Here is a 20,351-nt window from a genome sequence, read left to right as displayed (position 1 = left end):
GGACAAAATTCGTGCAAATCTGTGGAGTTGATGATGCTGGACGTGGTTCTATGTTAGGTCCACTAGTGATTTCTGGAATCTCTATTGACAAAAGAAAATTAAGAAAACTCTCTTCATTGGGTGTTAAAGATTCAAAGAAACTTTCTCCAAAAAACCGGAATCTTCTTTACAAAAAAATTATTGAACTAGCCGATAGTTATTACATTGCAAAGATTTCTCCAAGATCTATTGATGCAAGTGTAAAAAAACATGGCTTGAATCAATTAGAGGCAAAATATATGGCAAGGGTTGTCTCAAAATTAAATCCTGACACATCATATGTTGATTCATGTGATGTAAATCCTAAAAGATTTGGAAAAGAAATATCAAAATTATCTGATAATCATAAAATCAAGTCTTTTCATCATGCAGATAGTAGATTTGTTATAGTATCTGCAGCCTCTATTCTTGCCAAGGTTACCCGTGATCGAGCAATTGAAATACTGAGAAAAAATCATGATTTGGGAAGTGGGTATCCATCTGATTCAAAAACTGTGAAATTTGTGACTAAATATTACAAATCTAATCATACCCTGCCTACATTCGTGCGAAAAAGCTGGAAACCTGTACAGAAAATATTGAATGATTAACCTCTAGATTTTGCAATAACTATTGCATGGTCTTTATCATATGGATGCAGATCAATTGATTGTAATACTTCAAATTTTGGTTGTAATTTTTGAGTTTCTTCTTCTATGATTTTTTTTGGTGATTTTGTTACGTCAATACTTCTTGTTTTAATTACCAAAAAGAAATAACCGCCTTTCTTTAGGAACATTTCACAGTTATCTATTGCAATTTCTGTCTGATCAGGTTGTGCAATATCCACATAAACTACGTCCACTTTGCCAAATACTGAAAAATATTCTTTTGGTCTTCGTGCATCTTGTAAAATTGGCATAATATTTTTTCTATATGCTGCAACTCTATCTAAAAAATCCCTTGCAACTCTACTTGCATGTTCTACTGCAAATACAATTCCACTTGGTCCAACAATATCTGAAATATGACTTACAGTGGTTCCAGTTGATGCTCCTAAATACAACACTTTGGTTTTGTTTTCAAAAGGAAAGTTTTCTAATTCATTCATTATTGCAGCTGCTAGTTTACTTCTAAATGGATCCCATAGTCTGTATTCTATTCCCTTTTTGACAATTAGTTTTTCTTTGTATACTTGATTACCTGGAACTAAATTTTCAGTAGCTAATTTTTGCTGGCCTTCAGATTTTATCCAGAAAAATGCTGGATTATCTTCTTCCAAACTGTTTTCTCTTTTTGTTTTTATTTGAACTTGGTCTGTCCTCTCTACGTCCACCTCTGTCCTCTCTACGTCCACCTCTGTCCTCTCTACGTCCACCTCTGTCCTCTCTACGTCCACCTCTGTCATCTCTACGTCTGGAATTATCTCTAAAGTTACCTCCATCTCGTCTAAATGATTCTGGTCTTCTGATGTCTTTTTCTGTTGGATTTTCATATTTTTTGCCAATTTCATCCACTCTTACATTGAGTTTTTCAAGTAATGTTTTGTTTAACCCGTCACCATAGACGTCAACTCTTGCAGCAATGACTGCTTTTGCGGCAATTGCACGTGCAATTTTTCCTCTTTGCCATCTAGGTGCAGCATGAACCATTGCATGTTGGAATAGTAATCCATGTTTTGGTGGTTGGGAACCTGTCTTCAATGATCTAAACAATGCTTTTTCAGCTCCAAGAACTTGAATTGTACTTGCTGGAAGTGATGCTAATCTCTTAAGACTGCCTGCTCTTCCTAAAATTCTGGCACCTACTGCAGTACCAAGTATTGCAGAAAGATTTGGTGCAATCGTTTGCATTTCAGATTCAACATGTTCTTCTAGTTTTTTACGTAGATCATGAAAATCTAAAATTTGTTTTGCAATTGATTGAACGATTGCAAGATTAACATCTGATATGTCTCCTCCCCTACTTTTTGTAGAAATTAAAGACAACATCTCAACTTTTGATTCTGGAAATCCTGCATCTTCAAAAACTTGTTTTGTTAATGATTCACGTTTTCCTGCCATAACAATTTGTGCATATCCGTTAATACTATCAATCACATTATCTAGCTCAGGAAAATGTAATCCATACCATTCTCTTAATCTAGAACTTAGAGCATTTGCAATTTTATCGATTTCATCTAATGAATTAATTGCTTGAATGATGTGAAGATCTGGACTCTCAGATACTTCTGTAACTTTTGAAGATGATAATCCTAAAGCAAACTCTCTTAGTTTTCCTAGTGCGTCTTGTGGATTAGATGCAAAACCTGAATCCACAATAATCTGTGGTTTTGATGCTTGAATTCTCTCTAATTCTGAATCCTCCATTATTTGAGAATCTATGTTATTTTTTTTCAAAATTGCAAGTAATGCATCATCACTTACTGACACTCCTCTTTGAATTGAAGCTAAATAGTTTATGAGTTCATTTAGTTTTGATTCCTTGTTTTTTACTAGTAGATATTCCTTAACAGGATTTGAAAATGGAAATGATTTTTCTAGTTTTTCATCATCAAAAACTGAGATTCCCAATTCTGTTAAAATCACAGAATACATGTCTAGTTCAATCTAAACCACCTTTAAAAAAGGTATTAGAATCGCAAATCAACTGTTATATTCGAAACTCCCCTCATTAATCAAAGTGGAGCCCAATCTTGTAACTTCCATAGGTCCTATTCGATTAGATAGGCCTGTAATGCTAGCCTCTGGGATATTGGGGATTTCACTAGATGTTTTTAATCGCCTTTATCGTTCAGGTGCAGGGGCTGTTGTTACAAAGTCTCTTAGTACTGAACCTTGGGAGGGATATCCCAACCCCACAATCTTTAGTGTTAAGGGTGGTGGATGGATTAACGCTGTAGGCCTTTCCAATCCTGGAGCTGAAAATTTTGCAAAAATGATTGAACCAAACAAAGACGTGCCAATTATTGTTAGTCTTGTAGGTTCAATCCCTGAAGACTTTGAAAATATGATAAAACAATTTGAAAAATGTAAAGTGACTGCCTATGAATTGAATCTGTCCTGTCCACATGTTGCCAAAGTTGGATTAGATGTGGGAGATGATCCTGAACTAGTCAAAAAAATTGTCACTACTGTCAAAAACTCAACAAATGTACCCGTAATTGCTAAAGTTGGGTTAGGAACTACTCACTATCTCAATACTGTGGGAACCGCCATTGAATCTGGAATTGATGCAATTACTGCTATTAACACAGTTAGAGCAATGGCAATTGATGTTGAAACACAACGTCCAATTCTTAGCAATAAATTTGGAGGTCTGTCTGGAACTCCCATAAAACCAATTGCATTAAGATGTGTTTATGAAATTTCTTCTAAATATGATATTCCAATTATTGGATGCGGTGGAATTTCTACTTGGGAGGACGCAATAGAATTTTTCTTGGCAGGAGCTTCTGCCATACAACTTGGAAGTGCAATTGGTGATAATTGGATAGATGTGTTTGATGAAATTAATACAGGGATTTTACAATACATGAAGAAAAAGAACTATTCTAAAATTGAGGATATGGTGGGACTTGCAAAGAAATCATAATCACACAACAATTGTCACTGTTGAAAAGGTAATTGATGAAACTCCAACTGTTAGAACTTTGATTTTTTCTGATGAAGTCATGTCAAATGTTCTTCCTGGACAATTTGCAATGGTTTGGATTCCTGGAATCAATGAATTACCAATGAGTGTGATGATTTCAAATGAATCTGGTAAAGCAGCATTTACTGTTAGAAAACATGGAGCCGCTTCAACTGGTTTGTTTAATGTACAGGTAGGACAACAAATTGGAATTCGTGGACCTTATGGAAATTCTTTTGATCTTAAAGAAGGAAAACTTTTGCTAGTTGGTGGTGGAACTGGTCTAGTCCCAATGATGAGATTATTAATACATGTCAAACCTACAGATGATGTTACTGTCTTGATTGGTGCAAAATCAAAAGATGAAGTATTTTTTGAAGATTTGGCAAATAGACTTTTGGAAAATAATGTCCACAAAGTAATTGTCTCAACTGATGATGGAAGTTATGGTGAAAAGGGCTTTGTCACTGATTTAGTTGAAAAACATCTGAGTCAAGCAAAACACGATGCTGTTTATGTTTGTGGGCCTGAAATAATGATGTACAAAACTGTTCAATCTGCTCATTCTAGAGGTATCTTTGTTCAGGCCAGTCTTGAGCGAATGATGAAGTGTGGTGTTGGAATATGTGGCAGTTGTTGCATTGGGGAAGATCTTGTTTGCAAGGATGGGACCGTTTTTGATGGAGAACACCTGTCCAAAAATAAGGAATTTGGCAATTTTCATAGGAATAAGGCTGGAATTTTAGAAAATTATTAGATTTGACCAGCAAGGTTTAAAATAAATCATAAAATTAATTTCGTGAAGGGAATGGTAACTCCAAAGATCGTTTTAACTGCTGATCGTACACTAATGTCGCCATATAGGGGATTGTCTCTTGCTACATTTTTTGGATGTGCCCCTGCTTTAGACCCTAATAGAGACCCAAAGAGTATTTGGTATAAAATTCTTGGAAAACAAGTAACTCCAAAAATTCTGTTTGATTTTATCTGTAATTATATTCCACATACAAACGGAGTTGCAAATTATGCTCCATATGGACTAAGAAAATTAGAGGCTGGTTTGCTACGAGATGGATTTAGTAGACAAGATGTTGTTGTTGCCCATCCGGACCATATTGAAAAATTCATTGGGCCTGAAACACAAGTTGTTGGAACATATGAGATGGATCCACTTGGAATGGGTCCTGTAACTATGACTTTTACTTATGGTAGAAAGCAAATGTCTTATGATGAGTATTACAATACTGAACTACATCATAGAATCAAAGCTGCCAAAGCTAAAACTGGAAGTAAGGCCAAAGTAATTTCTGGTGCATCTGGAACTTGGCAATATAATTATGATCCAGAAAAAATTGAAGAATTTGGAATTTATGCAATCTTGGAAGGCGAACTTGGTGGTATTGCACCTGAAATTGATGGACATGCTGGTAGGTTCTTCAACTATTTGATTAACGGTGACTTTGAAAACATGGATCCTTTCAGAAAGAGAAGTGACTTTAAAGTTAACATTAAAGAATTTGAAAGAAACGGCAAAAAACTTCATGGAAGATTTGTTAATTTCTGGGATAGACCTGACTTGGAAGAGATTCCAGACATTATAGAGCCAAGTATGCATGGAATGATTGAAGTTATGCGTGGTTGTGGAAGAGGATGTAAGTTTTGTGATGTAACACTAAGATCACTACGATACTATTCTCCTGAAAAAGTCAAAAGAGAAATTGAAGTTAACATTAAGAAAGGTGGTTCTAAATCTGCATGGGTTCATAGTGATGATATTTTCGTTTATGGAATGGATCCCCGAACTGCAAAAGGAATGGAACCAAACAGAGAAGCATTAGAAGAACTATTTACTGCAATCATGTCTACTGGTGTTGAGCACACAAATCCTACTCATGGTACATTGGCAGGAGCAATTGCTGATGAAAAACTAATTCCAAATCTATCTAAAATTATGAAAGCAGGGCCTGACAACATGATTGGTGTTCAAGCTGGATTTGAAACTGGAAGTTTGAGACTAATTGGAAAATATGCTGATAGAAAACTTGCACCGTACTCTCCTGATGAGTGGCATTGGGTTGTAAAAGAAGGTGTAAAGACCTTAAACCAAGATTACTGGATTCCTGCATTTACTTTGATTATGGGACTTGACAATGATGAACAACCAGAGGATTCATGGGAAACAATTCGTTTAATCAGTGAATTGGAACGAGAGCAACCTGAATCTATGTTTACTACTACTGCCCTGACATTTGTCCCAATTGGTTTACTTGAAAAATCTGATTTCTTTAACATTGGAAATGAAATGACTCCTGCACAATTGGGTGTTTTATACAAGACATGGCAACACAATTTCAAGTATGGTATTCAAAAATTCATGACTAAGACTGGCTCAAAAGGGCCACAAAGATACTTCTTTAATGCCATAGCAAGATCTCTTGGTGGTGTCCCATTGGGTGCTATGGAAAGATATGCACGCAGAAAGAGCAAAGAACATGAACAAGTCATCGAGACTGTCAAGAACAAGTACTGGTAGATTCCAAATACATAAATTCGTTAATTTGCAATGTAGATCATGGCAACTCACGGTTCACTTACAAAAGCAGGCAAAGTAAGAGGACAAACTCCAAAGGTAGAAGGACGTAAAATTGTAGGTACAAATTCTAGTCTTAGGAATAAGAGTAATTTCAAAAAGAGATTTGTCTTGGGTAGATTTCCTGGTCAAAACAAACCTGGACAAAGAAGAAAGAGACGATAGTCAATTTTTCTAAAATTTTGTCACTTTACGATCATTTTCTAAAACAATACTCTTATAAAGTACTGGTACCGTACCATACGGTATGGTAGAAGATTTAAGATTAGATAGTTTAGAGGGCGTAGGTCCTGTAACTACAAGAAAATTATCCGATGCAGGTGTCCACAACGTCATGGATCTCATCGTTAGGGGTCCAGTCGAAATTGCAGAAATAACTGGAATGGAAAAGGACACCGCTGAAAAAATTGTCAATAAAGCCCGTCAGCATTTAGTTGATGGAGGATTAATTGCAAAACACTTTACAAGTGCAAGTGAGATTTACAAGCACCGTCAAAGTATTGGTAAAATTACAACTGGTACAAACTGTCTTGATACACTATTTGATGGTGGTATTGAGACCCAAGCACTAACAGAAGTTTATGGTGAATTTGGTTGTGGTAAAACACAATTTGCTCATACAATGTCTGTTATGGTTCAAAAAACCAAAGAAGAGGGTGGTCTTGAAGGCAGTGTTTTGTATATTGATACTGAAAACACTTTCAGACCTGAAAGAATCGTATCTATTGCTCAAGCTCATGAGATGGATCCAGAAAAAGTTCTAGACAACATCATTGTTGCACGTGCATATAACAGCGCACATCAAACATTGATTCTAGAAGAAGCTGGACCAATTATTGAAGAAAACAACATTAAACTAATTGTAGCAGACTCTGCAGTTGGATTGTTCCGTTCTGAATATCTTGGAAGAGGAACACTATCTAACAGACAACAAAAACTAAATCACTTTGTTCATCTGTTATCTAGAATTGCAGAAACTTACAACTGTGCTGCAATTGCAACAAACCAAGTTATGGCATCTCCTGATGTCTTCTTTGGAGATCCAACTCGTCCAATTGGCGGAAATGTAGTTGCTCATACTAGTACCTACAGAATCTACTTTAAGAAATCTGGCAAGAAACGAATTGCCCGAATGGTGGATAGCCCTCATCATCCGGAAGAAGAGGTAATCTTTGCTCTAGGCGAAGCAGGTGTTATAGATCCTGAAGATGCTGAGAAAAAGACCAAAAAGACTACCAAAAAGACAACCACTAAGAAGGCAAAAGAGCCTGAGGTGGAATCAACAGTAGAAACTCCAGAAGAATCTACAGAAATTCCTGAAGTAGAAACAACTGATGAAACACCAGAAGTTGAGACTACGCCAGAAGTTGAAACTGTAAAAGCACCTCCAGTAGATGCTGAAACAGATGATTCAGAACCTGTAGAAGAGTAGAACTCTCTACCTTCCTTTCTTTTGAAATCTATGAATATTCCTTTAATGATAATTTTGTTGTGACTAAGATCAAATGTATTTTGTTTGATATTGGAGGTGTCTTAGTTGATTGGCACATGTCATGGATAACTTCTGAAGTTTCAACACGATTTGATATCAAAGAAGATTTGATCATTTCTGCATTTGATAAACATCTACCTGAATTAGATTCTGGAAAAATTAATGAATCAAATTTTTGGCGTAAAATTGCAATTGAAACCAAATCTGATTCATTGAAAAACACTAAAGAATCACTTTGGGACACCTACTTTCGAAAAAATGCTGTACCAAAAACTGAAGTAAAAAAATTCAGCGTTGATTTGAAGCAAAATGGATTTACTATTGGAATAATCTCTAACATTGAAAAAGTAACTCATAACATTGTAAATGATTGGAACATAATATCTCATTTTGAATACCAATTCATGTCATATCAAATTGGCTTATCAAAACCTGACCCTAGAATTTATGAACATGTAATTCAAAGGTTACCTTATTCTGTAGATGAAATATTATTTATTGATGATAAACCATCTAATGTTGAATCTGCAGAAAACTGTGGTATGTCATCTATTCATTTTAGAAATTTAGATGATTTACAATCTGCTTTGAATCAATTAGAAGTTAGAATTTAGCCTCAATTTCAACTCTACATACTAATTAAATTATAATATCATTTGATTAACGAAGTTAATCATGACAGATCTTTATCGATTACTACCTGAAGAAATGGAAAAACTTGTGATTGATATGGGATATCCAAGATACAGAGCAGATCAAATTCTGCTTCCACTATATTATAAATTTCCAAAAAGTATCAATGATATTCCACAACTTCCAAAAAAATTAAGAGAAGAACTTACAGAGGCTGGATATACAATTGGTTCAGCAAAAGAAATTCATCGTGTTGTAAGTGAAGATGGTGATACTACAAAGTTATTGTTAGAATTATCTAATTGCTCTTCAGTTGAAACTGTTTTGATGCAGTATGAGCCAACAAAAATTGGTGGTCATCCAAGATCCACAATCTGTGTTTCAACACAAATTGGATGTGCAATGGGGTGTGTGTTTTGTGCAACTGGGCAAATGGGATTTGAAACAAATCTCAAAGCTGAACATATTGTATCTCAAGTAATTCATTTTGCTGAAATTTTAGAACAACGAGGAGAACATGTTACAAATTTAGTCTTTATGGGAATGGGTGAGCCAATGGCAAATTATGATGAGATGATACGTGCTGTAAAAATTTTAACACATGATAGAGGCTTTGGATTGGGACAAAGACATATCACAATTTCTACTATTGGAATTACATCTGGAATTGAAAAACTAGCTGAAGAGAATTTACAAATTGGCCTTGCTATTTCTCTTCATGCACCAAACAATGAGTTACGACAGAAACTTGTTCCAACTGCTGGACCAAACTCAGTTGAAGACATCATAGAATCAGGAAAAAATTATTTTAAAAAAACTGGACGCCGTGTCACTTTTGAGTATGCCTTGATGGAAGGGATTAATGACTCTCCAGAAATTGCGACAGAATTAGCACGACTATTGTATGGAAATGGATCTCACGTAAACATTATTCCTATCAATCCTACAGCAGGTGATTTTAAACGTCCTTCAGATAATAGAGTATTGGAATTTGAGCGAATTTTACAAAAATCTGGTGTAAATTGTACTGTCCGTGTTGAGAAAGGAACTGAGATATCTGCTGCTTGTGGACAGCTCAGAACTGATATTATTGGCTAAATTTGGCTGGAATCCTTTCTAAGTCTTAAAATAGGGCTTTCGAAGGTTTTACACTACATGGCAACTAAGAAATCTTCTGGTCGTTCACATGGATTTAAACACAAATCTAGATCAGTTATGAAGAAAAAGTCTCCTAGAGGCGTTTCATTCCTGTTACGTGAATACAAAGAAGGTCAGCAAGCACTTGTCATTATTGATCCTAGACAGCACAAGGGATTACCTCACAGACGATATCATGGAAAAGTTGGTATGATTACAAATGTAGGTAGACGTGCTATCACTCTAGATGTAAAATTAGGAGAAAAATCGAAAACCTTAATCACTAGATTGGATCACATAAAACCATTCGGTGTATAATTATGGAAGAAGTACAAAAGAAACAAGCTATTTCTCTTTCAGAAGTTAAAGAAATCTTAGGTAAAGTCGATCCTGAAGATATGGATCAAATCCAACGTTGGACCTATGATTATGTTTCAAAATTTGTATCAATTGATCCTAAAAATGCAAAAGAGATGAAGAAAAAACTCATCAAGGAATGTGAATTAACAGAAGATGAAGCTGTTGAAATTGTCAACATTAGACCAACAAGTATGGCAGAATTACGTTCTTTCACGTTTGGTTGGAAAAAATTAATTCTTGCTGAAACTCTAGAAAAAATGCTCAATATAATCAAGGAGCACTCTTAATTTCTTAGGAGTATTTTATTTTGTATAGGGCACAATCCCCACCTAGAAAGTATGAGGAATATGCATACGTTCTAGATTTTAACCCCCGTGGAAAATCATCTACTGTAAGAGGAAGAGAAGGAATAATCATTACTGGAATTGGTGAGGATAGACTAACAATATTGGAAATTCTTGGAGTAGCAAATTCTACATTTGAAGTTGGTGAGAAAATCTATATCGGAAAAGAAGGGCGAACCAAAGTTCAATCTGTTTTAGGTAAAATGGAATATGATAAAATATCTTCATCTGCTCAAAGTGAATTACAAAATGTTGTGGAAAATATTGTAACTGAGAATGAATCAAAATTTGTAGAATACCTAAACAAAGCACAACCTCTAACTCCTAGAATACATGCATTAGAATTGATTCCAGGTATTGGCAAAACATACATGAAAACAATGTTAGAAGAACGAGAAAAGAAACAATTTGAGAGCTATGAAGATTTGCAAGAGCGAGTTGGATTCAAAGAACCAATTAAACACATCACAGAGCGAATAATGGATGAAATAACTGGTGAAAGTAGAATGAATCTCTTTGTTAAGAGATGATAAAGAGAAAATTACTCGGACAACACTTTCTCAACTCAAAGGAAATTGCAGAATCTATTGTATCTGAGGCTAAAATTACAAAAAATGACATTGTTTTAGAAATTGGAACTGGATTGGGCATACTTACTCCATTATTGTGCAAAAAAGCAAAAAAGGTAATTTCAGTTGATGCTGATCAAAATCTTATCAAAAAAGCACGAATAGAATTTTCAGATTTTGAGAATCTTGTGTTAAAATCAGGAGATGGATTTAAGACAAAGGACTCTTTTTCTATTTTTGTCTCAAATTTGCCATACTCTAAGAGCAAGGATGCTATAGAGTGGTTGGCTCAATGCTCATTTTCTCATGGAATAATAATGGTCCAAAAGGAATTTGCAGAAAAACTTGTTGCAAAGTCAAAAAATAGAAGGGCAATAAGCATTATTGCAACTTATGCATTTGATATTGAAAAAATATCTAATGTCAGAAAGAATAATTTTTCACCGCCTCCAAAAGTTGATTCTGTAATTCTAAAAATAACAAAGAAAGATAATATGGACAAGAAACTAATTTCTACAATTAATGAGATCTTTTCATACCGAAGAAAGACTGTAAAAAATATTCTAAAGCAATTCAACAAAGAAACTGTAATAGAGAAACGTGTTGATGACTTGACAGGAGATGAAATAGTAAACCTTGCAAAACAAATCCTCAAATGATGAATATCCTCCATCTGAGGATACCTTTTTCATTGCAAACAATATTGAAAATGAAAAAGGAGAATATGCGCTAGACATTGGAAGTGGTTCGGGATATCTTACAAAATTGTTGACTGAAAATTTTTCTTTAGTTGTTGGAACTGATATTAATTGTAATGTATTACAACATCAAAGCTCATACAAAACACATAATCTAATTTGCTGCAATGCCTCAGATGCATTAAAAATAAAATTTGATTTTATTGTGTGTAATCTTCCTTATTTGGCAACTGATGAAATTTTAGATGTTGCTACTGATGGTGGGGCAGAAGGATTTGAGATTCCAAAAAAGATCTTTAATTCTGCCTTGAAAAATCTTAAAGAAGGTGGCAAGTTTGTCTTTGTTACGTCATCTCTTTCAAACTATCAAAAACTCATAGATTACGCACAAAAACTAGGTTTGAAGACACGAATTATAGCAAAAAAGAAACTTTTCTTTGAGGAACTAATTCTTGTAGAAGCAATTAACTAATTATTTTCTTAATTTTTCTTTTGCATATGTGATAATTGCATCAGCCATTTGTGTTGTGGATGCATTACCGCCAATATCCCATGTTACTGCCTTTCCTTCATTAATCACTTGTTCTGTTGCAGCAAATATTGCGTCTCTAACTTCTCGCTCTCCTAGATAATCTGCCATCCAAGCTCCTGATAGAACTGTTGCAGTTGGATTTACTTTGTTTTGTCCTGCAAATTGTGGTGCACTTCCATGTGCTGCCTCAAACATTGCATAATTATCTCCAATGTTTGCAGAATAAATCAATCCAATTGAACCTACAAGTGCTGATGCAAGTTCTGAAATGATATCCATGAATAAATTGGTACTAACCAGTACTGAACCATCAAATTGCTCAGTTGCAATTACCATTTGTTGTGCCATATTATCAATGTAAATTTCAGACAATTCAATATCTGTTCCCTCAACTGCCTTTTGTGCCTCATCCCAAAAAATCCCATCAGTTTGTTTTAGGATATTTCTTTTTGTAATTACAACCATCTTTTTCATGTTGAATTTGTTTGCCCAATCTACTGCTGAATCAATTAATCGTCTACTCCCATGTCTTGTAATTTTTCTAATTGCAATTGCTGCATCATCTGTAATTTTTGCTTCTACCCCTGTATAGAGACCTTCAGTTGCTTCTCTAAAACATACGCAATTAAGCTTTCTATCTGGAGTTAATCTATCATAAGTTTTAGTTGGTCTGATGTTTGCATAAAGATCAAATTTCTGTCTTAATGTAACTGCAACACTTCTAGGTGCACCTGGAACTGGAATTGTAGTAGTAGGACCCTTAAAACAACAGTTTGACTCTTCTAAAATCTTCATTGTTGCATCTGGAATGTATGATGCATCTTTTCTACCGTTTTTGTCCCATTGTTCTGAGCCTGCCTCACAGAGAACTAGTTCTGACTGAAAGTTACATTCCTTGAGAACTCTTAGCATTGAATCTACAACTTCAGGTCCAATACCATCTCCTTTCATTACTGCAGCTTTTTTACTCAAAACTGCAAGTTTTTGAGGAGTTTATTATTTAATTCTACCTTGATTGAAAATGATTTCTACATGTTATCTATAGAGATGATTTAATAGCTATTTTTGTAAAACAGTCTTTAATGATAATAGTTCAAATCTCTGATCTGCATGTGGGATCTCAATTCCTAGAAGAAAAATTCAACATACTAGTCAAAGAAGTTAATGAACTCAATCCAGATGTAATTGTAATCACTGGAGATTTGACAAACGAGGGATTGATGAAAGAATATGAAAAATGTAAATCTCTATTAGATAAATTCAACACAAAAAAAATTATCGCAATTAGTGGGAATCATGATTACAGAAACACTGGTTATCTGCTATTCAAAAAGTTCTTTCCGTTTCAAACTGTTAATGAATTAAGTGAAGATGTAGTTTTGGTAACTGTTGGTACTGCCAGACCTGACAGAAACGAAGGGGAAGTTGGATATAGACAAAATCTTTGGCTTGAGAGAACTATGAAAAAATACAAAGATAAGATAAAGATTGTTGCAATGCATCATCATCTAATTGCAATTCCTGATACTGGTTCTGATCAACTTACTGTAGTTGATGCCGGTGATGTACTAAGAACAGTACTTGATTCCAAAGTTGATGTTGTATTATGTGGCCATAAACACAGACCATGGGCTTGGAACTTTAGAACACTAACTGTTGTAAATGCGGGTACTGCTACCTCTGAGAGAGTTCGTGGATTATTTGAAAACACATACAACATTTTAACAATTTCCGACAAAAAGGTCCAAGTTGATCTAAAAATTGTAGGTGGAAAACGTGTTCCAATTGATGAAATTGTGAACAATTACAGCCAATTTCATGACGAACTAGACAATACTTGAGTTTTAAAAAATTCATACAAAGTTTGACTTATTTACAGATTAATTCTAGCCATCTTTGTGCGGGGATCGCCTAGCCTGGTAGGGCGTGGGATTGCTAATCCCATGTCCGCAAGGACACGGGGGTTCAAATCCCCCTCCCCGCGCCATTAACATCTGTGAGTTGATGTCAAGAATTCTGTACTTTGAAAATTTTCTAAATTATAAAATAAAAATCACATTGTGAATACCTTATTAGTGGTTTCATTCACTTTGCATGGATATGACTGACAAGTTTTCAGATTATGGGAAATATGTAATCTCAGAGAAGCTTGACTTGGAACTTCCAAAAACACAGATACACTTTTCACGAAAACAAGATGGAAGACTCTCATATCATAGAATAGACTCTACAAATAATGAAATTAAAAAATCCCTTTCACCTTCAGATTCAACTGAAATAGAACTATGTCCAGTATTACCACTACATCTTCCAGCAAAGAAAACACATGATCTTATCTTTCTTAGATTAGAAGAATCAATATTTGTAGAAAAGAATTCAACTGCTAACTTTTTGATTCAGTTTCCAATTGAGATTGGGATTTTTATTCTAAATTCTGAGGATAAATCTAAGGAACTTTTTGACTGCTTTACATGTGAGCCTATGCATTCTAGATATGCACTGTATGGTACCCCCGAAAATGGTAGTCTCTGTATGTATTCTAAGGTAAAATTGTTAGAAGGGGATGAATCTTTTCCATATATTTATGCTAAAATGAGAGTTGAGCTAAAAAATAATCTCTCCCATGGCGTCTCTGTTGGAAAGCTAGTATTTCCAATTACCTCACATACAATATACTATTCAGATAATTCCGAGGTTCACATTGATGACATCAAAGGAACTATACGAGAAGACACAAACAAAGAGATAATTAAAATTAAAAAAGTTGATTATGATAAAAAAGATAAAGATCTGCAACATGTGATATATTCTGAAAATCAAGATATTGGCACATTTGTAATGGACAAGGGGTTTTCTTAGATGGTATTAGAAATTCTTGACACTCAACTAACTGACGGACTAACCATTTGGAGTCTGCTGGTAATTGGAATCATAGTATTTGCAGGTGTAATTGTTGCAAGAATTGTTCGAATGATCTTCAACAAGAAATTTGCACCAACCATGTCCACACATTCTGTAAAGACCCTCAATAAACTGATCTATTATGGAATAATTGTAATCTTTCTTTTTGCTGCAACTGCAAGTCAAGGATTTGATATTGGTGGATTGGTAGTTGGCGCAGGATTTATGGGAATTGTAATTGGATTTGCAGCTCAAACAGTTGTTTCCAATATGATTTCTGGGGTATTCTTGCTAATTGAAAAACCTGTCAAACAAGGAGACACTGTTGAGGTAGTAGGAGATAATGTTACAGGTAAGTTAATTGACATTAACACATTTTCTTCAAAAATTCAGCAATTTGATGGAACGGTTGTACGTATTCCAAATGAAAAGATGTTTACATCTAATCTTAGAACATTTGATCTTTCTGAAGTTCGTAGAAGTGAGGTAACTGTAGGAATTGGATATGGTGAAGATATAGACAAGGCAATCAAAACTATCAAAAATGCAATTGAAAAAAATGTTGTTTATTCATTAATGGAACCTGCCCCTCATTTCTCAGTATCTGAACTTGCAGATAATAGTGTCAACATTTTAGTTCGTGTATGGCATCCACGTGATGATTTGCTAGAAGTAATGCCCACTTTACTCAAAGTAATCAAAAATGCCCTTGATGCTGAAGGCATAGAGATCCCATTCCCTCAAAGAGTCGTATGGGATGGAAAAGGAACTTGATTCTTTCCTGTTAATTCCTAATTCATAATATCGCCCTCTAATAGTGAAAAATTCAAGGCGTACTCCCATATCCGCCGTTAAAACTTAATAGACCGATTCAAGATGTTTACTTATGGGACGAAGAAAAACTCAAAAAATTATACGCACAGGTCCTAAGAATGCAACAACTGGAATGTGTCCCGTTTGTAAAACAATTGGTAAGATTTTCATCCTTGGTTCTCCTGGTGAAGAGCGCGCAAAGTGTGAAAAATGTCGCCAAGAATTTGAATTATAGTGCAAAAAGCTTACCTGCCCATCAAAATATTTACCCATAACTTTTTAAGACAATTTTTTCTTGATACATAATCATGAGTTCAGAAGCTGAAACCATTTATGAAAGAGTTGCAAAACTTGAAGATGAAATTGCATTACTCAGAAGTGAAGTCGATATCCTCAAAAGAGCATTGAGAAATAAAATTGCTCGTCATGAAATCTCAATGATTAAGAGAGGACAAGACATAGATTCTATTATTGATTAATTTTTTGTCTTTATACCTCTAATCAATTCTAAAATAAAATCTACATCTTCTGCATTTGGATTAATCTCCAAATATTTATTCAAATATTTTAATGCGCTTTCATAATTTAGTAGTCGTTCTTCTAATATTCCCTTATCTCTAATATCTTCAGGAGATTCTGGTTCTATTGCCAAGACCATGTTAACACAACGTAGTGCTTTGTCATAAACAAAAGACTGAACATAGGAGTTCTTCAAATTTCGTGTTAGTCTTACTAGGATTTGTTCAGGCCTAATCTCATCTAGGAATTCTGGTTTAAATTCTACCTCTCCTCCAAAATTTGTGTCAAGAATCTCTTGCAAGTCATCAATGTCTAGTAATCGACCATCATAAAATGGATCTAGTATCATCTCTTCATTATATTTTACCAAGATATGGCTGGGAAATCCTACAATTTTTAGATCCAATCCAATAAACTTTGCAACTTCTGCATAAAGAATGGAAATAGTGATTGGAAGACCTGTCTTTTTATCTAGTACTTCGTTTAGAAAATTATTCTTTGGATTATAGTAATCATCATCATCTCCACTATATCCTAGATTCTCAAAGAGATGCTCATTTAACATAGAAATCAGATATGTTGGATTTTTTACATCACTTACTGACTCTTTTAGAGACATTCCCATCTTGTTGATCTTTTCAATATACTTTTCAATCTCTAAATCTGGATATTCTAGAATCTGTGCAAATTTGAGGCACTTTTCAACTAGGTTAAAGTTTGGATTTTTTACAAATGCATACCATTCTGCAACAAATGGATCAAAGTCTTCTTGCAATTGTTACTGGCTCAACTTGTCAAGGTATAGTTGGGGATCCTTGAGTTCTCTGGTGTTTGGGGGAATTTCAATGATTTTTTTGAACGTATCTGAGCCTAATTTTTCATATACTGTCTTTGTAAAGTCCTTGCCCATGCTCTTTCTAACCTGGTATGATGAAATGTCCGTTCCCATGAATGTTGTAAGATAATTTTGGAAATCTTGGTCATCTTTTAGGATATTTTCAATTGCAAATCCTGCCATGCCTTCCATTGCAGTAAATACTGCATGGTGATGCTGGATTGGTGCAAGCCATCTCTTGTAAATATCTAAGAGCTGTGGAATCACTTCTTTTATTTTTGGATCCATCTCTACATGTGTAAATGTCATAACGTCAGGGCCAATCTGCTCAATTAGGAAATGGTCTGGATTCAAAAAGAAAAACAGGTTTGCCCTTTTTGCAAACGGGAAATCATCTGGTACTGTTTGAAGTTGGCAATATTCTGCAAGCATATTGACAGTTTGAGTATCAATCTTTAGGATAATTCCTGCCAACTCTTCATTAATCTTGTTTACCTGCATTGCAGCTTCTTTGTTGATTTGATGTAACTTTTCTTGTGTGGAGTGGATTAGTTCTTCTAATACTGCCATCTTTATTGCACCCATGTACCCAGAGTTTACATTCTCAAATCTTGATTCGTATGGCTCTCCTTGTTTGTGTAAAATAATTTGTGGATATCTTGATAGAATGAATTTATTGAGATAAATCACGTCATTAAGATAGTCTCCATATGTTGTAGTGATTTTAGAAATGTATTGAATTGCATATGTTGAATATACTAAATATTTTGCCGTGTCTTGCTTCATTAGTTCTGCAATCTTTTTTTGATCTTCTTTTGCTACTGCATTAAATAATTCCCTTACAAACTCTTTTGATTCGTTATCTGCAAAGACTTTTTCTCCTTTGAGTCTCTTTAGGTCTTCAAGCTCTGGAAATTCTAGTTTGATGTTATCAGATACATCTACTCCAAGAAACTCTTTGATCTTTGTCTTAAATTCTGGAATTACTCTATTTGCAATTTCCTCAATATCTTCAAACTCCACCTTGCCTGCCAAGTCTTCTTTGGCCTTTACTGCGAGCCCAGAAATCTCTTTTTCCTCATCAATCTCTACTGATAACTGCCCAAAAAGTGCCTCTGCAAATTCTTCAAACTCTCCCATTTTCAAATCAAATCGTCGATTACTACATTTAACATTATCTTGGTTTTAGATCAAAGAAATATAGTTTGTAATAATTGATTTCTCATATGCTTCAATCAAGTCTTGAATTTTTGAGATGTGTGCGATGTGGAGCAAAGCTTGAACTTGATGTTTTTTTGTCTGAAAAAGAAATTGTTGAGGGAATGCTAGAATGCAAAAAATGTAAATTGAAATTTCCTATAATACACAAAATTCCAATTTTGTGGGATGACTTTGCCAATTATCTTTCTTCACGACGAATCTTGGGAGGAAAACTGTACAATCTTGTTTGCTCCCCAAAACTCAAGAGTTTTGTAAAATCTTCTTTGAGTAAAAAAGAAAATGACAGGAGCAACCTTGAAGAGAAATGGTCTAAAATTTACCAAAACAGCAAAAACTCCAAATTTTATTTTGAAGTAAAGAAAAATCTAGATGCTTTACCTTCATCAAAACTTGTCTTGGAGCATGGTTGCTCTATTGGAATAACTACTAATCATTTGGCTGATTCCCATGAGATGGTATTTGGTTTGGATCGTTCCTTTAGTGCATTAGACATTGCAAAAAAACATTTCAAAGAAAACTTGGATTACTTTGTAGCTGATTCACTTTGTCCTGTGTTTGGAAAATTACAGTTTGATTTAGTTTTGGCTCTAAACGTTTTAGAAATAATTGAACCAAGAGTCTTGCTAAAATCAATATCAAAACAGATCACTAAAGGCCATTTTGTAATCTCTGATCCATACGACTTTGATAGAGGTCCAAATTCTGTGAAAAATCCCATTAATGAATCTCTTTTGCGCATAAATTTGACAGATTTGGGATTTAATGTTTTGAGTTCTACAAAAAAACCATCCTTTATCCCCTGGAATCTGAAACTCAATCCACGAACTACTCTAAACTACAAAGTAGATTTCGTAATAGCACAAAAATCCTAAATCAGGTCTTTCCAGATTCCTGTGAACTCATCACTTGGTACAACTGAGAAAATTTTGATTTTGCCTAGTGGTTCTAGATACTGCCTCTTGTCATAGTAGGTAAATTCGCCTTCCTTGTCTGGATAAATTGTAATGGTGTCTTGCTCTCCTGGCTCTAACAAGTCAGTTTGAACGTTAAAACCGTCAATGTATAATCTGTGATGTGTGGTTCCATTGTTAATTACAGTCAAGACATAAGCAAATGCTGTACGAGAAATTAGCGTTGGGTTGTCATCTCCTTTGACTCCCTTTATTGCTTTGATTTGGGTTTCACCGCCTACCTCTTGGAATACTACTGTCTGCTCTACTTTTTCAGTCCAAAAAATCGACACATGTCTGACATTTCCTTGTCCGATAAACCCAATCATTACTGCCAATCCTATCATTCCTGCAACCAGTCCTGCAATGATCAAAATTTTGTCATTTTGTTTCAATTGTGTATATTTGGTCTTTCTCATTTAAGAAACTAGATGAAAATATCACAAGTGATAAGACTTTATTTGAGAATTATTCCACTGGAATCATGCCTCTTTTTTGCAAACAGTGCGAGGGTAGAAGATACCCAATATACAAGGAATCCAACAAGGGTACGCTGTGGCTTTGCAACAAGTGTCAAAATTACACAGATAGTGAAGACGTGATTATTCGCGAGCAGACAGAGCAAGAACGGGCAAATGTCAAGGCAAAGGCAGACGAATTTGAAAAGACATCAAACTTTCCAGCAGAAAAACTATCTAGAAGAAAGGGCGTAAATTAAAAAAAAGAAATAGGAGAAAATCCTAAAACTCTATTACTGAACCTGCAGCAATTGTGAACTTTTGATTTTGCTGTTCCCCGTGAACATCATACCATTCAACGTTGAGATTTACTTTGTTTCTGAGTGCAGACTCTACTGTAATGCAGCTTGCTTGTCGTAGTCTGTCTTGAATTGATTTTTCTGAAATTGGTTCTTCTTGTGTTTTTGTCATGAATGGTTTCTAGCAGTTGGGATTTAGCCAAAAGAGTAAAAATTAATTTTTGATCGCACAATCTATTTTGACAAACCATATTCTGGTTTGGAGTTGTTGTAATTTGTCTCAAATGATAGGTAGTTGTTAATCAATTCATACAAAAAATTCAGATCTATCCAAAAAACATACAATAGA

General features: G+C 34.7%; 27 protein-coding genes and 1 tRNA gene. 21 read left to right on the top strand and 7 right to left on the bottom strand.

Translation table 11 applies throughout. The features are described 5' to 3' along the window. Positions 1–11 precede the first annotated feature (11 nt). Entirely contained in the window at positions 12–629 is a 618-nt protein-coding gene (gene rnhB / locus C6989_RS00295) for a ribonuclease HII (protein ID WP_182126039.1), read from the top strand. Here the strand turns inward: rnhB and C6989_RS00290 are convergent. Next, on the bottom strand, positions 626–1,300 hold the full coding sequence (locus C6989_RS00290) for a fibrillarin-like rRNA/tRNA 2'-O-methyltransferase (RefSeq protein WP_148704194.1): 675 nt from the start codon (positions 1,298–1,300) through the stop codon (positions 626–628). The genes rnhB and C6989_RS00290 overlap by 4 nt on opposite strands. Continuing rightward, positions 1,287–2,615, bottom strand: coding sequence for an NOP5/NOP56 family protein (locus C6989_RS00285; RefSeq protein WP_182126038.1), 1,329 nt, complete (start codon positions 2,613–2,615; stop codon positions 1,287–1,289). The genes C6989_RS00290 and C6989_RS00285 overlap by 14 nt, the downstream gene beginning before the upstream one ends. 85 nt (positions 2,616–2,700) lie before the next feature. Here C6989_RS00285 and C6989_RS00280 point away from each other — a divergent pair, with 85 nt between their 5' ends. The 12 genes from C6989_RS00280 to C6989_RS00225 all read left to right on the top strand — a co-directional run bounded on the left by C6989_RS00280 (position 2,701) and on the right by C6989_RS00225 (position 11,946). Then, complete coding sequence (locus C6989_RS00280; protein WP_182126037.1) at positions 2,701–3,612, top strand: dihydroorotate dehydrogenase; 912 nt, start codon at positions 2,701–2,703, stop codon at positions 3,610–3,612. After that, on the top strand, positions 3,596–4,408 hold the full coding sequence (locus tag C6989_RS00275; protein WP_182126036.1) for a dihydroorotate dehydrogenase electron transfer subunit: 813 nt from the start codon (positions 3,596–3,598) through the stop codon (positions 4,406–4,408). Before C6989_RS00280 ends, C6989_RS00275 begins: the two co-directional genes overlap by 17 nt. A 51-nt stretch (positions 4,409–4,459) precedes the next feature. Continuing rightward, positions 4,460–6,184, top strand: coding sequence for a B12-binding domain-containing radical SAM protein (locus C6989_RS00270; RefSeq protein ID WP_182126567.1), 1,725 nt, complete (start codon positions 4,460–4,462; stop codon positions 6,182–6,184). Between the two features lie 39 nt (positions 6,185–6,223). Next, complete coding sequence (locus C6989_RS00265) at positions 6,224–6,406, top strand: 30S ribosomal protein S30e (RefSeq protein ID WP_012215770.1); 183 nt, start codon at positions 6,224–6,226, stop codon at positions 6,404–6,406. A gap of 82 nt (positions 6,407–6,488) precedes the next feature. After that, a complete protein-coding gene (gene radA, locus C6989_RS00260) occupies positions 6,489–7,673 on the top strand; it encodes a DNA repair and recombination protein RadA (protein ID WP_148703958.1) in 1,185 nt (394 codons plus the stop codon). Between the two features lie 59 nt (positions 7,674–7,732). Beyond that, on the top strand, positions 7,733–8,347 hold the full coding sequence (locus tag C6989_RS00255; protein WP_160272933.1) for an HAD family hydrolase: 615 nt from the start codon (positions 7,733–7,735) through the stop codon (positions 8,345–8,347). A 61-nt stretch (positions 8,348–8,408) separates the two neighbouring features. Beyond that, positions 8,409–9,464 (top strand): dual-specificity RNA methyltransferase RlmN, encoded by a 1,056-nt coding sequence (gene rlmN, locus C6989_RS00250; RefSeq protein WP_148703956.1) that lies wholly within the window; start codon positions 8,409–8,411, stop codon positions 9,462–9,464. 57 nt (positions 9,465–9,521) lie between these two features. After that, complete coding sequence (locus tag C6989_RS00245) at positions 9,522–9,821, top strand: 50S ribosomal protein L21 (protein WP_141977723.1); 300 nt, start codon at positions 9,522–9,524, stop codon at positions 9,819–9,821. A gap of 2 nt (positions 9,822–9,823) precedes the next feature. Continuing rightward, positions 9,824–10,150 carry an RNA polymerase Rpb4 gene (locus tag C6989_RS00240; RefSeq protein ID WP_148703955.1) on the top strand — a complete coding sequence of 109 codons (327 nt, stop codon included), beginning with the start codon at positions 9,824–9,826 and terminating at the stop codon, positions 10,148–10,150. 20 nt (positions 10,151–10,170) lie between these two features. Further along, entirely contained in the window at positions 10,171–10,737 is a 567-nt protein-coding gene (locus tag C6989_RS00235) for a DUF655 domain-containing protein (RefSeq protein ID WP_148703954.1), read from the top strand. Then, positions 10,734–11,435 (top strand): ribosomal RNA small subunit methyltransferase A, encoded by a 702-nt coding sequence (locus C6989_RS00230; protein WP_182126035.1) that lies wholly within the window; start codon positions 10,734–10,736, stop codon positions 11,433–11,435. The genes C6989_RS00235 and C6989_RS00230 overlap by 4 nt, the downstream gene beginning before the upstream one ends. Beyond that, the gene (locus tag C6989_RS00225) at positions 11,413–11,946 is read left to right on the top strand and encodes a HemK2/MTQ2 family protein methyltransferase (RefSeq protein ID WP_148703952.1); all 534 of its coding nucleotides are present in this window, start codon (positions 11,413–11,415) and stop codon (positions 11,944–11,946) included. The genes C6989_RS00230 and C6989_RS00225 overlap by 23 nt, the downstream gene beginning before the upstream one ends. Here the strand turns inward: C6989_RS00225 and C6989_RS00220 are convergent, their stop codons facing one another. Then, positions 11,947–12,978, bottom strand: coding sequence for an isocitrate/isopropylmalate dehydrogenase family protein (locus tag C6989_RS00220; RefSeq protein WP_182126034.1), 1,032 nt, complete (start codon positions 12,976–12,978; stop codon positions 11,947–11,949). A 110-nt stretch (positions 12,979–13,088) separates the two neighbouring features. On the opposite strand from C6989_RS00220, the gene C6989_RS00215 reads away from it, so the two are divergent. The 6 genes from C6989_RS00215 to C6989_RS00190 all read left to right on the top strand — a co-directional run bounded on the left by C6989_RS00215 (position 13,089) and on the right by C6989_RS00190 (position 16,199). Next, positions 13,089–13,847 carry a metallophosphoesterase family protein gene (locus C6989_RS00215; protein ID WP_148703950.1) on the top strand — a complete coding sequence of 253 codons (759 nt, stop codon included), beginning with the start codon at positions 13,089–13,091 and terminating at the stop codon, positions 13,845–13,847. Positions 13,848–13,906: 59 nt separating this feature from the next. After that, positions 13,907–13,993 (top strand) — tRNA-Ser (locus C6989_RS00210). 113 nt (positions 13,994–14,106) lie between these two features. Next, the gene (locus C6989_RS00205) at positions 14,107–14,865 is read left to right on the top strand and encodes a DUF432 domain-containing protein (RefSeq protein WP_160272931.1); all 759 of its coding nucleotides are present in this window, start codon (positions 14,107–14,109) and stop codon (positions 14,863–14,865) included. Beyond that, positions 14,866–15,681, top strand: a complete 816-nt coding sequence (locus C6989_RS00200) for a mechanosensitive ion channel family protein (RefSeq protein WP_182126033.1) — start codon at positions 14,866–14,868, stop codon at positions 15,679–15,681. 112 nt (positions 15,682–15,793) lie between these two features. Beyond that, entirely contained in the window at positions 15,794–15,955 is a 162-nt protein-coding gene (locus C6989_RS00195) for a hypothetical protein (RefSeq protein ID WP_014963771.1), read from the top strand. Positions 15,956–16,028: 73 nt separating this feature from the next. Beyond that, positions 16,029–16,199, top strand: coding sequence for a hypothetical protein (locus tag C6989_RS00190; protein WP_182126032.1), 171 nt, complete (start codon positions 16,029–16,031; stop codon positions 16,197–16,199). Here C6989_RS00190 and C6989_RS00185 read toward each other — a convergent pair. Both C6989_RS00185 and C6989_RS00180 read right to left on the bottom strand, forming a co-directional pair. Then, entirely contained in the window at positions 16,196–17,014 is an 819-nt protein-coding gene (locus tag C6989_RS00185; protein ID WP_148703947.1) for a SirB1 family protein, read from the bottom strand. The two genes, C6989_RS00190 and C6989_RS00185, sit on opposite strands and share 4 nt — an antisense overlap. A 3-nt stretch (positions 17,015–17,017) precedes the next feature. After that, a complete protein-coding gene (locus C6989_RS00180; protein ID WP_182126031.1) occupies positions 17,018–18,214 on the bottom strand; it encodes a hypothetical protein in 1,197 nt (398 codons plus the stop codon). Positions 18,215–18,300: 86 nt separating this feature from the next. Between C6989_RS00180 and C6989_RS00175 the strand changes: the two genes are divergently transcribed. Then, positions 18,301–19,167: a methyltransferase domain-containing protein gene (locus C6989_RS00175; protein ID WP_182126030.1), complete on the top strand. Its 867-nt coding sequence runs from the start codon at positions 18,301–18,303 to the stop codon at positions 19,165–19,167. Here the strand turns inward: C6989_RS00175 and C6989_RS00170 are convergent. Continuing rightward, positions 19,164–19,640 carry a cupredoxin domain-containing protein gene (locus tag C6989_RS00170; protein WP_148703944.1) on the bottom strand — a complete coding sequence of 159 codons (477 nt, stop codon included), beginning with the start codon at positions 19,638–19,640 and terminating at the stop codon, positions 19,164–19,166. The two genes, C6989_RS00175 and C6989_RS00170, sit on opposite strands and share 4 nt — an antisense overlap. A gap of 89 nt (positions 19,641–19,729) precedes the next feature. Here C6989_RS00170 and C6989_RS00165 point away from each other — a divergent pair, with 89 nt between their 5' ends. Beyond that, on the top strand, positions 19,730–19,963 hold the full coding sequence (locus C6989_RS00165) for a hypothetical protein (protein ID WP_182126029.1): 234 nt from the start codon (positions 19,730–19,732) through the stop codon (positions 19,961–19,963). Positions 19,964–19,985: 22 nt separating this feature from the next. Here C6989_RS00165 and C6989_RS00160 read toward each other — a convergent pair whose 3' ends face one another. After that, positions 19,986–20,174: a hypothetical protein gene (locus C6989_RS00160; RefSeq protein WP_148703942.1), complete on the bottom strand. Its 189-nt coding sequence runs from the start codon at positions 20,172–20,174 to the stop codon at positions 19,986–19,988. Between the last annotated feature and the right edge of the window lie 177 nt (positions 20,175–20,351).

This window comes from Nitrosopumilus sp. b2 (genome assembly GCF_014078535.1).
GTDB lineage: Archaea > Thermoproteota > Nitrososphaeria > Nitrososphaerales > Nitrosopumilaceae > Nitrosopumilus > Nitrosopumilus piranensis.
The sequence above is the reverse complement of the archived record's forward strand: the minus strand, read 5'-3'. Positions and strand labels throughout refer to the sequence as shown.

Bases quoted from the DNA above. Each gene is read 5' to 3' on its own strand.
- C6989_RS00195 (WP_014963771.1), top strand. From the start codon at position 15,794: ATGGGACGAAGAAAAACTCAAAAAATTATACGCACAGGTCCTAAGAAT.
- C6989_RS00190 (WP_182126032.1), top strand. From the start codon at position 16,029: ATGAGTTCAGAAGCTGAAACCATTTATGAAAGAGTTGCAAAACTTGAA.
- rlmN (WP_148703956.1), top strand. From the start codon at position 8,409: ATGACAGATCTTTATCGATTACTACCTGAAGAAATGGAAAAACTTGTG.
- C6989_RS00240 (WP_148703955.1), top strand. From the start codon at position 9,824: ATGGAAGAAGTACAAAAGAAACAAGCTATTTCTCTTTCAGAAGTTAAA.
- C6989_RS00160 (WP_148703942.1), bottom strand. From the start codon at position 20,174: ATGACAAAAACACAAGAAGAACCAATTTCAGAAAAATCAATTCAAGAC.
- C6989_RS00265 (WP_012215770.1), top strand. From the start codon at position 6,224: ATGGCAACTCACGGTTCACTTACAAAAGCAGGCAAAGTAAGAGGACAA.
- radA (WP_148703958.1), top strand. From the start codon at position 6,489: ATGGTAGAAGATTTAAGATTAGATAGTTTAGAGGGCGTAGGTCCTGTA.
- C6989_RS00245 (WP_141977723.1), top strand. From the start codon at position 9,522: ATGGCAACTAAGAAATCTTCTGGTCGTTCACATGGATTTAAACACAAA.
- C6989_RS00215 (WP_148703950.1), top strand. From the start codon at position 13,089: ATGATAATAGTTCAAATCTCTGATCTGCATGTGGGATCTCAATTCCTA.
- C6989_RS00285 (WP_182126038.1), bottom strand. From the start codon at position 2,615: ATGTATTCTGTGATTTTAACAGAATTGGGAATCTCAGTTTTTGATGAT.
- C6989_RS00200 (WP_182126033.1), top strand. From the start codon at position 14,866: ATGGTATTAGAAATTCTTGACACTCAACTAACTGACGGACTAACCATT.
- C6989_RS00180 (WP_182126031.1), bottom strand. From the start codon at position 18,214: ATGGGAGAGTTTGAAGAATTTGCAGAGGCACTTTTTGGGCAGTTATCA.
- C6989_RS00165 (WP_182126029.1), top strand. From the start codon at position 19,730: ATGCCTCTTTTTTGCAAACAGTGCGAGGGTAGAAGATACCCAATATAC.
- C6989_RS00205 (WP_160272931.1), top strand. From the start codon at position 14,107: ATGACTGACAAGTTTTCAGATTATGGGAAATATGTAATCTCAGAGAAG.
- C6989_RS00175 (WP_182126030.1), top strand. From the start codon at position 18,301: ATGCTTCAATCAAGTCTTGAATTTTTGAGATGTGTGCGATGTGGAGCA.
- C6989_RS00230 (WP_182126035.1), top strand. From the start codon at position 10,734: ATGATAAAGAGAAAATTACTCGGACAACACTTTCTCAACTCAAAGGAA.
- C6989_RS00270 (WP_182126567.1), top strand. From the start codon at position 4,460: ATGGTAACTCCAAAGATCGTTTTAACTGCTGATCGTACACTAATGTCG.